Genomic DNA, 11,980 nt, shown 5'->3' on the forward strand with positions numbered 1-11,980 from the left:
GACGGCTCCCGGACGTCAAGGGGGTTGACGGTGGGTCGGCCGTCCGGGGTGGTCAACCGTCGGCCGGGGCGGCCGGTTCGCCGTCTTCACCCGGACGGCGCAGCGGCGGGCCGGGGGGCCGCCACCGCGCCGTCCGGGCGCGGGTGCGCTCAGAGCTCCAGCGTCACCCGGTACTCCGTCAGCCAGGCATCGAGGTCCAGCGCGAGGTCGACGGCGAGGCGCACCGACTGCGGGTCGGTGTCCGGGGCGAGCGCGTCGGTCAGCCGCCGGCCGTCCAGCAGGTCGAGGGCCGGGGAGGTGCGCGCGGCGGTCAGCCGGGCGAGTTCGGCGCGCAGCTGCGCCGGGTAGAGCGGGTCCATCGACACCGGGTACGGGCTCTTCACCCGGTCGGCGACCTCGGGCGGCAGCACGTCCCGGACGGCGGCCCGCAGCAGGCTCTTCTCCCGTCCGTCGAAGGCCTTCATCGCCCACGGGGTGTTGAAGACGTACTGGACCAGCCGGTGGTCGCAGAACGGCACCCGGACCTCCAGGCCGTGGGCCATGCTCATCCGGTCCTTGCGGTCGAGCAGGATGCAGACGAAGCGGGTCAGGTTGAGGTAGGAGATCTCGCGCATCCGCCGCTCCAGCGGGTCGGCCGCGTCCAGGTGCGGGACCTCGGCGAGCGCCTCCTGGTAGCGGGTCCGGCGGTAGCCGTCCAGGTCGAGCTTGCGGAGCAGCTCGGCGTCGAGGAGCCGTTCGCGCGGGGCGGAGCCCGAGCCGGCGATGGCGGCGAGGCTGGCGGCCCAGGGGAAGTCCTCGGCGGCGACCGTCGCGGGGTCGTGGAACCAGCGGTAGCCGCCGAAGAGCTCGTCCGCGGACTCGCCGGACAGCGCGACGGTGGAGTGCCGGCGGATGTCGCGGAACAGCATCAGCAGCGAGACGTCCATGTCGCCGACGCCGTTGGGCAGGTCGCGGGCGCGCACCGCGGCCGTGCGCTGGGCCGGGTCGGTGAGTTCGGCGGCGTCCAGCTCGATCACGCTGTGGTCGGCGCCGACGTGGTCGGCGAGCAGCCGGGCGAACGGGCCGTCCTGGGTCTGGCGGACCGGGTCGGCGTGGAAGTTGTGGGGCTGCCCGGCGAAGTCCACCGCGAAGGAGCGCACCGCGCCCGCGCCGCCGGCGGTCAGCTCCTTGGCGGCGATGGCGGTGATGGCGCTGGAGTCCAGGCCGCCGGAGAGCAGGGAGCAGAGCGGCACGTCCGCGTCCAGCTGGCGGTGCACGATGTCGTCCAGCAGGGCCCGGACGGTGGCGATCGTGGAGTCCAGGCCGTCGGTGTGCTCGCGCGCCTCCAGGGCCCAGTAGCGCCGCACCGAGACGCCGCTGCGGCGCACCCGCACCACGTGCCCGGGCCGGACCTCCAGGATGCCCCGGTACGGGGTGAGGCCCGGGGTGCGGGTGTGGCCGAGCAGTTCGCGCAGCCCGTCCAGGTCGACCACCGGGCGCACCGAGGGGTGGGCCAGGATCGCCTTGATCTCGGAGCCGAAGAGCACGCCGTCCGGGGTGGGGTGGTAGTAGAGCGGTTTGACGCCCATCCGGTCGCGGACCAGCAGCAGTTCCTCGCGCCGGGCGTCCCAGACGGCGAAGGCGAACATGCCGTTGAGCCGCTCGGCGAGGCCCTCGCCCCACTCCAGGTAGGCGCGCAGCACCACCTCGGTGTCGCTGCGGGTGCGGAAGCGGTGCCCGGCCGCCTCCAGTTCGGCGCGCAGCTCGCGGTGGTTGTAGACCTCGCCGCTGTAGGTGAGCGCGGCCAGCAGCCGGCCGTCGTGTTCGACGGTCATCGGCTGGACGCCGCCCTCGATGTCGATCACCGCGAGGCGGCGGTGGCCGAGTCCGGCGTGCGGCTGCAGGAGGACGCCGCCGGCGTCCGGGCCGCGGCGGAGTTGAGTGGCCGTCATCGCTTCGAGGACGGCCCGTTCGGCGGTGAGGTCGCGGTCGAAGGCGACCCATCCGGTGATCCCGCACATCAGCAAGCCCTCCGGTCTTCCGCTACGTGTACCGAAGGTCACGCTACGTGTGGAGTCGGCGCGGCATCAAGAGTCTGTCGGGAAGGTAGCGGAAGAAGATCCACCTGGTTACTCGCGGTGAAACTCCCCAAGCCTGCCCGAAATCGGGCAAGATCTTTGGCTTCGGCGCGCGAAGCGACCTAGAGTCTCCCTCGTGTCGAGCTCCCACCCTCACGAAGACCTCCTCGCCCACCTCTCCCGGACCAGCCCGCTCGGGCCCCGGGAGGCGGCGCGGGTCGTGGCCGAGGTGCTGGCGTACTTCTCCGAGACCACCGAGGAGTACGTCCGGCGCCGCCACGGCGAGCTCCAGGCACGCGGTTTGACCAACGAACGGATCTTCGCCCGGCTCGCCGAGGAACTGCCCGCCCGCCGGGTCGCGGCGCCCGACCTCTCGGCCCGTCAGCTGCGCCGGATCGTCTACGGCTGAGCAGCCGTCCCAACCTTTAGTGGAGGAGTCCACGCATGTGCGGAATCGTGGCCTACATCGGCCCCAAGGACGCGACCCCCTTCCTGCTGGAGGGCCTGGCCCGGCTGGAGTACCGCGGCTACGACTCGGCCGGCGTCGCCGTCACCGGGCGCACCGGCGGGATCAAGCTCCGCAAGGCCAAGGGCCGGGTCGCCGACCTCGCCGCCGCCGTACCGGCCCGCTTCAAGGGCAACACCGGCATCGGCCACACCCGTTGGGCCACCCACGGCGTGCCCAGTGACGCCAACGCCCACCCGCACCTCGACCACGCCGAGCGGATCGCCGTCGTCCACAACGGCATCATCGAGAACGCCGACGAGCTGCGCGCCAAGCTCACCGCCGACGGCGCGGTGTTCCGCTCGGAGACCGACACCGAGGTGCTCTCCCACCTGATCGCCGCGCACGCCACCGAGGGCGTCGAGCTGGAGGACGCCGTCCGCGCCGCCCTCGGCCGGGTCGTCGGCACCTACGGCATCGCGGTGCTGGACTCCGAGCAGCCCGACCGCATCGTGGTCGCCCGCAACGGCAGCCCGATCGTGCTCGGCATCGGCGAGAAGGAGATGTTCGCCGCCTCCGACGTCTCCGCCCTGGTCCGCTACACCCGCCAGGTCGTGCACCTGGAGGACGGCGAGCTCGCCACCGTCCGCGCCGACGGCTTCCGCACCTTCACCGCGGACGCCCGCACCACCCACCGCCAGCCGTCCACCGTGGACTGGGAGATCGACTCCTTCGACACCGGCGGCTACGACCACTACCTGCTCAAGGAGATCCACGAGCAGCCCACCTCGGTCGAGCGCACCCTCAGCGGCCGGCTCGACGAGCGCTTCGCCACCGCCCACCTGGGCGGCCTCAACCTGGACGCCCGGGAGCTGCGCGAGATCCGCCGGGTGAAGATCCTCGGCTGCGGGTCCGCCTACTACGCGGGCGAGATGGGCGCGCAGCTGATCGAGGAGCTCGCCCGCATCCCCGCGCACAGCGAGCCCGCCTCCGAGTTCCGCTACCGCAACCCGGTCATCGAGGCCGACACCCTGTACGTCGCGGTCAGCCAGTCCGGCGAGACCTACGACACGCTCGCCGCCGTCCAGGAGGTCAAGCGCAAGGGCGGCCGGGTGCTCGGCGTGGTCAACACCGTGGGCAGCGCGATCGCCCGCGAGTGCGACGGCGGCATCTACCTGCACGCCGGGCCCGAGGTCTCCGTCGCCTCCACCAAGGCCTTCACCTCCACGGTGGTCGCCTTCGCGCTGCTCGCCCTGCACTTCGGCCGGATCCACGACCTCTCGCCCGCCGACGGCCGCCGGATCGTCTCCGCCCTCCAGGCGCTGCCGGACCAGATCCGCGAGGTGCTGGAGCAGAGCGACGACATCGCCAAGCTCGCGGCCGAGTACGCCGACTCGGCCGGCATGATGTTCATCGGCCGGGTCCGGGGCTACCCCGTCGCCCGGGAGGGCGCGCAGAAGCTCAAGGAGATCTCCTACGTCCACGCCGAGGCCTACCCGGCGAGCGAGCTCAAGCACGGCCCGCTGGCCCTGATCAGCCCCGAACTGCCCACCGTCGCCCTCGTCCCGGACGACGAGCTGCTCGACAAGAACCTCACCACCCTCGGCGAGATCAAGGCCCGCTCCGGGCGCGTCATCGCCGTCGGCCACCGGCGGCCCGAGGAGAAGCTCGCGGACCACTGCATCCTGGTGCCCAAGAGCGAGCCGGAGTTGGACCCGCTGCTGCTCAACATCCCGCTGCAGCTGCTCGCCTACCACGCGGCGGTCGCGCTCGGCCGGGACGTGGACCGGCCGCGCAACCTGGCGAAGAGCGTGACGGTGGAGTAGGCCCCTTCCTCCGGCGGACGACCGGGCCCGGCCGCGTGGTGTTCCGCGGCCGGGCCCGTCGTGCCGTGCGGTCGTGCCGCCGTGCCCGTGCGGCCGTGCCCGGTCGCGCGTGCGGCCCGGCCGGGGTCAGAAGACCGAGCAGCCGGAGAGGGTGGTGAGGGTGTCCAGGGCGGTGACGGCGGCGACCGAGTTGCCGGCCTGGTCGAGGCGGGGGCCCCAGGCGCAGACGGCGGCGCGGCCGGGGAGTATGGCGAGGATGCCGCCGCCGACGCCGCTCTTGCCCGGCAGGCCGACCCGGAAGGCGAACTCGCCGGCCGCGTCGTAGGTGCCGCAGGTGAGCAGGACGGCGTTGATCCGCTTGGCCTCGCTGCGGGTCATCAGCCGGGTGCCGTCGGTGCGGACGCCGTAGCGGGCGAGGAAGGCGCCGGCCAGGACGAGGTCGCGGCAGCTGGTGGCGATGGCGCAGTGGGCGTAGTAGTGCTCCAGGACGGTCTCGACCGGGTTCTGCAGGTTGCCGTGGCTGGCGATGAAGTGGGCGAGCGCGGCGTTGCGGTGGCCGTGCTCGGCCTCGGAGGCGGCGACCACTGGGTCGGTGTCGAGCAGCGGGTTGCCGGACTCGCGGCGCAGGAACTCCCGGACGGCGCCCGAGGCGTCGCCGGTCAGCGACTGGAGGCGGTCGGTGACCACCAGCGCGCCCGCGTTGATGAAGGGGTTGCGCGGGATGCCGTGCTCGGTCTCCAGCTGCACCAGCGAGTTGAACGGGTTGCCGGAGGGCTCGCGGCCGACGCCCCGCCAGAGGTCCTCACCGCCGTCGCTGCTGTAGGCGAGCGCGAGGGCGAGCGAGAACAGCTTGGAGACGCTCTGGACGGAGAACGGCTGCTGCCAGTCCCCGACGCCGTACAGCTCGCCGTCGACGGTGGCCACGGCCATCCCGAAGGACTCCGGGTCGGCCGCCGCGAGGGCCGGGATGTAGTCGGCGACGTGGCCCCGGCCCGTGGTCGCCCGGGCGGCCGCCTCGGCGGCCTCCAGCAGGACCGGGTAATCGAGGGGTTCCACATCGAACAAGGTTCTTCACTCCACGCACGGACGGTTCACGGACACGGTCGGGGACGGCGGCCGCCGGGCGGCGACACGCGGTCCGACCAGTGATTATCCGTGGTCGGGGGAGTGCCGTGGAGGTCAGGGTGCGTTGCTCGGCGCCTGGACCTCGGGACCGGTCAGCAGGGTGCCGGTGTCCGAGTAGGGCCAGCCGTTGGGGACGCAGCCGTGCAGGCCCTTGATCTGCTGCATCATGACCGGCGCCGGGTCGCCCGGGCCCGGGCAGTCGACGTGGCCGTTGCCGAGGATGTGGCCGACCTCGTGGTTGACCGCGAGCGCGTGGTACAGCTCCGGCTGGCCCTGGTAGAACTCGGACAGCTCGGTCCAGCGCTTGAGGTTGATCACCACCTGGTGGGTGACGCCGCAGTTGACCCAGCCGCCGGTGTCCAGGCCGTACTGGCCGCAGATCCGGTCGGTGGACTTCGGGGTCGCCAGGTAGACGGTGAAGTCCACCGGGTCGGCGGGCATCCGTTGGAAGGACGCGGTGCCGCCGGCCGCCCAGCCGCGCCGGGTGTCGCCGAGGATCGCGTCCACCTCGGCGGCGAACTGCTGCGGCGCCTCGGCGATCCCGTCCTCCACCCGGACCTTGTAGCGGTACAGGTGCTCACCGGTGCCGAACCGGGCGGAGCCGCCGGGGGCGGTGGTGAAGGCCAGCGGCGCCGGCTCCTGGTGCCAGGGCCGCCACCAGAGCAGGCCCGCGGTCACCGCGGCGACCAGGGCCAGGGCGGGCGCGGCGCGGCGTATTCGACGGCGGGGCGGGGCGGCGGGGGTGGCGGACATCGCGGTGGGGCTCTTTCTGGACCGGGCCTGACAGGGACACCAGGAGGGACGCGCGGGAGCGGGTGATCGGTTCAGACCGGGCCGGTCGGGGGGCTGGGCCTGCTTCGGACCGCGCCCCGTCGGGCGGGCGGCCCGGCCGGTTCCCGGAACCACTCGAAGGTGCCACCCGGGCGGCGTGTCCCTGGGGATCGCCGCCGGAATCGGGTGTCGTGGTGCGGGTCGACCCGGTCGACCACCCCGTACCCACCCCGTTCCCGAACCGCCATCGGAGGCACCGCCATGTCCGTCACCACCGTCCTCACCGTCTCCGGGATGAGCTGCGGCCACTGCGAGCGGACGGTGAGCGCAGGGCTGGCCGCCCTCCCCGGGGTCACCGACGTCGTCGCCGACGCGCCCAGCGGCCGGGTCACGGTGGCCTCCGCCGGGCCGCTGGAGGAGACGCTGCTGCGCGACGCGGTGGACGGGACCGGGTTCACCTTCGTCGGACAGGCCTGACCCGGGGCTGCCTGACCCGGGGCTGCTCGCCCCGGGGGCGTCTGACCCGGGGCCGGCTCCGGGGTCCGCCGCCGTGACGCGGCGGACCCCACCCGGCTCAGCCCATGCTCTTCGCGCCGTCCAGGGACTCGCGGATGATGTCGGCGTGACCGGCGTGCTGGGCCGTCTCGGCGATCACGTGCAGCAGCACCCGGCGGGCCGACCACTTCACGTCCGGCTCGAACCAGGGGGCCTTCGGCAGCGGCTGCGCGGCGTCCAGGTCGGGCAGCGTGGCCACCAACTCGTCCGTGCGGCGCGCCACGTCGGCGTACTCGGCGAGCACGCCCGCCAGCGTCTCGCCGGGCAGCAGCCGGAACTCGTCGGCCCGGCGGGCGAAGTCGGCCTCCGTCATGGCGGAGAAGTCGGGCATCGCGGACGGGCCCTCCACGATGAACGCCGCCCACAGCCGCTCGACCGAGCTCACGTGCTTGACCAGCCCGCCCAGACACAGCTCGCTCGCGCTGGTCCGCAGCGCGGCCTGCTCGTCGGTGAGGTCGCGGGTGGTGAAGCGGAGGAAGTGCCGCTGCTTCTCCAGGGCGGCCAGGAGGTCGGCGTGCTCGCCGGAGACGGGGGTGGTGCGGGGGGTGGTGGTGCCGGTCATGGCGGGCCTTCCGTTCGGTTCCTGCTCTCTCGGACAGGAACCACGGTACGGAGCAATGCGGCCAGTTCCTGTCCTGAATTGCGGCCAGAATCGGGGCATGGCGAACACCAGCACCCGGACCCTGCGACTGCTCTCCCTGCTCCAGACCCACCGGTACTGGCCCGGTGAGGAACTCGCCGACCGGCTCGGCGTCTCCGTCCGGACCCTGCGCCGCGACGTCGACCGGCTGCGCGAACTCGGCTACCCCGTCGAGGCCCAGCGCGGCGTCGACGGCGGCTACCAACTGGCGGCCGGCGCCGCGCTGCCGCCGCTGGTCATCGACGACGAGGAGGCGGTCGCCCTCGCGGTCGGACTGCAGGCGGCCGCCGAGAGCCCGGTCGAGGGCGTCGCCGAGGCCTCCGTCCGGGTGCTCGCCAAGGTGGTGCAGGTGATGCCGGCCCGGCTGCGCCGACGGGTCGAGGCGCTGCGCGCCGTGACCGTACCGGTGGACTGGGGTGCCACCGCCGGGTCCGGCGTCGACCCGGACGCCCTCACCGCCGTCGCCCTCGCCTGCCGCGACAGCGAGCGGCTCCGCTTCTCGTACACGGCCGCCTCCGCCCGCCGCACCGAGCGGTCCGTCGAACCGCACCGGCTGGTCTGCCTCGACCGGCGCTGGTACCTCGTCGCGTACGACCTCGACCGCGGCGAGTGGCGCACCTTCCGGCTGGACCGCCTCACCGCCGCCCAGAGCACCGGCGCCCGCTTCGCCCCGCGCACCCTGCCGGCCGCCGACGCCGCCGAGTACGTCCGCGCGGGCCTCAGCGGGATGCCCCGCAGCAACCGGATCGAGGCCGTCGTCGACGCCCCGGCCGCCCGCGTCCGCGCCCACGTCGGCCGCTGGGGCGACGTCGAGGCGCTCGGCGGGGGCCGCTGCCGGCTGCGGATGACCGCCGACACGCTGGACTGGCCCGCGATGGCCCTGGGCTCCCTGGGCGCGGAGTTCCGGGTCGTCCACCCGCCGGAGCTCCGGGAGCTGATCGGCGAGTGGTCGACCCGCTTCGGGCGGGCGGCGCAGCGGGACGGAGCGGCGGACGGGGGTGCGGACGGAACGGCGGACGGGGGTGCGGAGGAGGCCGGCGGTGCCGACCGCTGATGCGGGCCCGGGCGGCGGCGCCGGAGGGGGCGGGGCGTCGGTCCCGGGCCGCCTCCGAAACCGGTGGGCGTTCGGCGCCGGCCCTGCTTGGATACGGGGATGACGAAGAAGGATCATGAGGAGTCGGGCCTGTCGAAGAGCGTCTGGAGCGACGCCGACCTCGAGGAGATGGGCTGGCACGACGCCACCGTCCACGCCCTGTTCCTCCAACCGGGCGAAATGGCGTCCCGGCTGCTCCTCGACCTGGACTACCCGGTCCGCTGGGTGCCGCCGGTACGGCGGCGGGATCCCTTCACCTTCTGGGTCGCCCCGGCCACGCTGGTCTTCGAGGAGGTCTGGGACCTGGAGGGCAGCCTCGACTTCAAGGGCCTGGCGCCGGAACTCGAGCTGGACGGGATCCACCGGCTGGCGCCGCCGGACGGGCGGGCGGAATACCCGCTCTGGCACCTGGAGGGCCACGCGTTCGAGCTGAAGTTCCGGGCCTCCGGCTTCCGGCAGTACTTCCGGCAGGCGCCGCGGCACGTGGCCGGCCCGATGCTGGAGTACGCCGACCGCGGGGGCTGCGCCTTCACCGAGGTCGGCTTCGATTGAGGACGGATGCGCCGAGCCCTCGCTCGGCTACCCGCCGCCCTTCGGCGGTGCGCGGCGGCGGCCGCGCCGGGCCGGGCCTGGTCGACGCGGCCGTTCCGTTCGGTGAACTCCGTTATGAGGAGCGGGGCTTGGCGGACCGCGCCGTCCGCCGCGCGCCCACCGCGGCGGCCGCCCGCCCTCCCGGACGGCTCGCGCACCCGGCGCCCGGTCCGTCCGTCGCCGGTGGGGCGGTGGCGGTGGATGGATATTCGGTTGGCCCGCGGTGACGGGCGGGGAGATCATGGCGGGGTGTCCGATCTGCTGGAGCGGGTAGCCGCCTTCCATGTCGCCTTCGCCCGCCGTCAGGCGACGGAGGTCGTCGAACTGCCCGAATTCCCGGCCGTCTTCGCCGTGCGGAACCCGGAGTTCGCGCTCTCCCACGAGCACAACCACCTGATCGTCACCGGGCCCGGCACCGACCCGGCGGCGCTGCCCGGGCTGGCGACGCGCTGGCTCGGGCAGCGCGGGCAGTACGCGATCACGGTGCTGGACGAGGAGTGGGGGGAGCGGGTCACCCCGGTGCTCACCGCGGCCGGGTACGACCGGAGCACCGCCGCGGTGATGGCCCGGCCCACGGCGGGCTGCGCGCTGCCCGAACCGGCCGCCCTGCCCACGGAGTTCGCGGAGCTGCGGGCGGCCGTGCTGGCGCAGCAGGCGGAGTGGTACGAGGGCGAGGAGCTCATCCGGCAGCTCACCGACCGCCGACCGGCCCGGCTGCGCGGTGCCGAGCAGGTGCGCTTCCTGGCCGCCCGGGCGGCGGACGGCGCGATCGCGGCCTGGGTCGACCTCTACCTCGAACCGGCCGCCGGACTGGCCCAACTGGAGGACCTGGTCACCGCCGTCCGCCGGCGCGGCGCGGGCCACGGTGACACCCTGCTGGCCAGCGGCCTGGCGCTGGCCGCGGCCGCCGGGATCCCGCAGCTGTTCCTCCTCGCGGACACGGCCGACTGGCCGCGCGGATGGTACGCGCGACGGGGCTTCGCCGAGCTCGGCCGCCAGCACTCCTTCCACACGCGCTGACCGGCCCCGGAGCCGTCGGGGCGGGAGAGCGGCGCGGGAGCTGACCGGTAGCGGGGGTCGGTCGCCGAGCGGCCGGAGTTCAGCCCTCCGGTCAGTGCCCGGCCGCCTCGCCGGGAGGGCACGGCCTGACCTACGGCGTTCCCGGCCCGCAGTGCGCGGCGACGGTGTCCGCGAAGGCGCGGGCGAGCGGGTAGAGGGTGTCCCAGTCGCGGGCGGCCCAGCCGACGGTGAGGCCGGGCAGGTCCGGCAGCGGGACCAGCCGCAGGCCGGGATGGCCGGGGCCCTGCCACTCGGGCAGGGCCGGCACGACGGCGTGGCCGAGGCCGAGTTCGGCCAGCAGGATCGCGGTGTCCCAGTCGGTCACGCTGGTGTCGAAGACCGGCCGGATGCCGGACTTGCCCAGCCAGTCGTCGAGTTGGGAGCGGGACACCGAGTTCTGCGGCAGTCCGATCAGCCGGGCTTCCTGGAGGTCGGCGGGTTCGAGGCGGTCCCGGTCGGCGAGCGGGTCGCCGGCCGCCACGGCGAGCACCCACGGCAGGTCGGCCACCGGCCGCTGCTCGACGCCGCGGACCGGGGTGCCGAGGGTGATCCAGGCCAGGTCGACCTGGCCGGCGGTGAGCGCCTCCAGGCAGTTGCGGCTGGAGACCCCGGTCTGGAACTCCAGGCTGACCAGTGGATACCGGGCGCGGAAGTCCACCACGGCCGCGGACATGAAGTGCCGGATGCTGGTGGCGCCGGTGGTGATCCGCACCGATCCGCCCTCGCCGCGGGCGAGTTCGGCGATGGTCCGCAGCGCGTGGTCGATGCCGCCCAGGCCGGTGGCCACGGCGCTCTGGAGGTGCCGTCCGGCCTTGGTGGGCACCACGCCGCGCGGGTGCCGCTCGATCAGGGTGAGCCCCAGTTCGCGTTCCAGCCGCTTCACGTGCTGGCTGACGGCGGACTGGCTGCACGCCAGGTCCCGGGCGACGGCGCTGAGCGAGCCGGCCCGGCAGACGGCGGCGAAGACGCGGAGGTCGTCGAGGGTCACGAGGGCCCAGCGTACTGCGGGCCCCGCAGGGCGGTCCGACCCAAGCCGGAGCTTGGGTGTTCCCCAGGAAATCGGCGGATTGACTTGGAAGTTCGGCAGCCTCGATCATCGATGGCAGGGCCCGCGAGCAGGGCGGCAACCCGCCCGCTGCCTTCGCGGTGTTCCGGACACCGGGGCGGGGGCACGGCGGGTGTCGACCCGACGGCCCGGGAGCACGGACGGGTACGGAACGGACGAGCACGGACGGGTACGGACGAGCACGGACGGGTGCGTCGGGCGGTCGGAGGGGAATGGGTATGCGGTACGCGGACGGTCCGGGCACGCACTGCGAGGTGGTCGTCCGGGCGCCGGTGGAACGGGTCTGGGCGCTGGTGACGGACATCGAGGTCCCCGCCCGGTTCAGCCCGGAACTCCAGCGGGTCGCCTGGCTGGACGGCGCGGACGGCCCCGCGTCGGGCGCGCGCTTCGAGGGGCACAACAGCCGGGCGAGCATCCCGCACTGGCGGACGGTCTCCGAGGTGGTGGAACTGGCCGAGCACCGCACCTTCGGCTGGGCCGTGATGGACGCGGACGGCCGGTTCGGCACCCCGGTGACAGACCTGGCCGGTGCGGCCGCCCGCTGGCGCTTCGACCTGACCCCCGAGGACGGCGGCACCCGGGTGCGCCTCTCGGCGGTGATCGGCCCGGGCCCCAGCGGCGTCCTCCAGGCCATCGAGGCCCGGCCCGAGGCCGAGGAGAAGATCGTCGCCCACCGGCTGGGGGAGCTGCGGACCGGGATGACGGTGACCCTGGACGGCATCAAGTCGACGGCCGAGGCAGGGGGGTGAGGT

General features: G+C 74.1%; 12 protein-coding genes. 7 read left to right on the forward strand and 5 right to left on the reverse strand.

Annotated elements, in window-relative coordinates; all coding sequences use genetic code 11:
- Positions 1-149: 149 nt before the first annotated feature.
- Positions 150-2,000 (reverse strand): asparagine synthase (glutamine-hydrolyzing), encoded by a 1,851-nt coding sequence (asnB, locus tag AB0O91_RS06225; protein ID WP_363428419.1) that lies wholly within the window; start codon positions 1,998-2,000, stop codon positions 150-152.
- Positions 2,001-2,193: 193 nt separating this feature from the next.
- Between asnB and AB0O91_RS06230 the strand changes: the two genes are divergently transcribed.
- Positions 2,194-2,466, forward strand: coding sequence for a hypothetical protein (locus AB0O91_RS06230; protein ID WP_363428421.1), 273 nt, complete (start codon positions 2,194-2,196; stop codon positions 2,464-2,466).
- A gap of 35 nt (positions 2,467-2,501) precedes the next feature.
- Positions 2,502-4,328 (forward strand): glutamine--fructose-6-phosphate transaminase (isomerizing), encoded by a 1,827-nt coding sequence (gene glmS, locus AB0O91_RS06235; protein ID WP_363428423.1) that lies wholly within the window; start codon positions 2,502-2,504, stop codon positions 4,326-4,328.
- Positions 4,329-4,454: 126 nt separating this feature from the next.
- On the opposite strand, the gene AB0O91_RS06240 is transcribed toward glmS, so the two are convergent.
- Both AB0O91_RS06240 and AB0O91_RS06245 read right to left on the reverse strand, forming a co-directional pair.
- A complete protein-coding gene (locus tag AB0O91_RS06240) occupies positions 4,455-5,360 on the reverse strand; it encodes a glutaminase (RefSeq protein WP_363428585.1) in 906 nt (301 codons plus the stop codon).
- A 147-nt stretch (positions 5,361-5,507) separates the two neighbouring features.
- Entirely contained in the window at positions 5,508-6,206 is a 699-nt protein-coding gene (locus tag AB0O91_RS06245) for a DUF3152 domain-containing protein (RefSeq protein ID WP_363428425.1), read from the reverse strand.
- Between the two features lie 279 nt (positions 6,207-6,485).
- On the opposite strand from AB0O91_RS06245, the gene AB0O91_RS06250 reads away from it, so the two are divergent.
- Positions 6,486-6,701, forward strand: coding sequence for a heavy-metal-associated domain-containing protein (locus AB0O91_RS06250; protein ID WP_363428427.1), 216 nt, complete (start codon positions 6,486-6,488; stop codon positions 6,699-6,701).
- A gap of 97 nt (positions 6,702-6,798) precedes the next feature.
- On the opposite strand, the gene AB0O91_RS06255 is transcribed toward AB0O91_RS06250, so the two are convergent.
- The gene (locus AB0O91_RS06255; RefSeq protein ID WP_363428429.1) at positions 6,799-7,341 is read right to left on the reverse strand and encodes a DinB family protein; all 543 of its coding nucleotides are present in this window, start codon (positions 7,339-7,341) and stop codon (positions 6,799-6,801) included.
- Positions 7,342-7,438: 97 nt separating this feature from the next.
- Between AB0O91_RS06255 and AB0O91_RS06260 the strand changes: the two genes are divergently transcribed.
- From AB0O91_RS06260 to AB0O91_RS06270, 3 genes are all read left to right on the forward strand, one after another.
- Entirely contained in the window at positions 7,439-8,473 is a 1,035-nt protein-coding gene (locus AB0O91_RS06260; protein WP_363428431.1) for a YafY family protein, read from the forward strand.
- Positions 8,474-8,572: 99 nt separating this feature from the next.
- Positions 8,573-9,064 carry a hypothetical protein gene (locus tag AB0O91_RS06265; RefSeq protein WP_363428433.1) on the forward strand — a complete coding sequence of 164 codons (492 nt, stop codon included), beginning with the start codon at positions 8,573-8,575 and terminating at the stop codon, positions 9,062-9,064.
- 288 nt (positions 9,065-9,352) lie between these two features.
- Positions 9,353-10,123 carry an N-acetyltransferase gene (locus AB0O91_RS06270; protein WP_363428435.1) on the forward strand — a complete coding sequence of 257 codons (771 nt, stop codon included), beginning with the start codon at positions 9,353-9,355 and terminating at the stop codon, positions 10,121-10,123.
- Positions 10,124-10,253: 130 nt separating this feature from the next.
- Here AB0O91_RS06270 and AB0O91_RS06275 read toward each other — a convergent pair whose 3' ends face one another.
- Positions 10,254-11,150 (reverse strand): LysR family transcriptional regulator, encoded by an 897-nt coding sequence (locus AB0O91_RS06275; protein ID WP_363428437.1) that lies wholly within the window; start codon positions 11,148-11,150, stop codon positions 10,254-10,256.
- A gap of 296 nt (positions 11,151-11,446) precedes the next feature.
- Between AB0O91_RS06275 and AB0O91_RS06280 the strand changes: the two genes are divergently transcribed.
- Positions 11,447-11,977 (forward strand): SRPBCC family protein, encoded by a 531-nt coding sequence (locus AB0O91_RS06280; protein WP_363428439.1) that lies wholly within the window; start codon positions 11,447-11,449, stop codon positions 11,975-11,977.
- The last annotated feature ends 3 nt before the right edge of the window (positions 11,978-11,980 follow it).

Source organism: Kitasatospora sp. NPDC089797, assembly GCF_040684795.1.
Classification (GTDB): domain Bacteria; phylum Actinomycetota; class Actinomycetes; order Streptomycetales; family Streptomycetaceae; genus Kitasatospora.

Coding starts and splice junctions, on each gene's coding strand:
- asnB (WP_363428419.1), bottom strand. CDS start 2,000: ATGTGCGGGATCACCGGATGGGTCGCCTTCGACCGCGACCTCACCGCC.
- AB0O91_RS06260 (WP_363428431.1), top strand. CDS start 7,439: ATGGCGAACACCAGCACCCGGACCCTGCGACTGCTCTCCCTGCTCCAG.
- AB0O91_RS06255 (WP_363428429.1), bottom strand. CDS start 7,341: ATGACCGGCACCACCACCCCCCGCACCACCCCCGTCTCCGGCGAGCAC.
- AB0O91_RS06250 (WP_363428427.1), top strand. CDS start 6,486: ATGTCCGTCACCACCGTCCTCACCGTCTCCGGGATGAGCTGCGGCCAC.
- AB0O91_RS06280 (WP_363428439.1), top strand. CDS start 11,447: ATGCGGTACGCGGACGGTCCGGGCACGCACTGCGAGGTGGTCGTCCGG.
- AB0O91_RS06245 (WP_363428425.1), bottom strand. CDS start 6,206: ATGTCCGCCACCCCCGCCGCCCCGCCCCGCCGTCGAATACGCCGCGCC.
- glmS (WP_363428423.1), top strand. CDS start 2,502: ATGTGCGGAATCGTGGCCTACATCGGCCCCAAGGACGCGACCCCCTTC.
- AB0O91_RS06265 (WP_363428433.1), top strand. CDS start 8,573: ATGACGAAGAAGGATCATGAGGAGTCGGGCCTGTCGAAGAGCGTCTGG.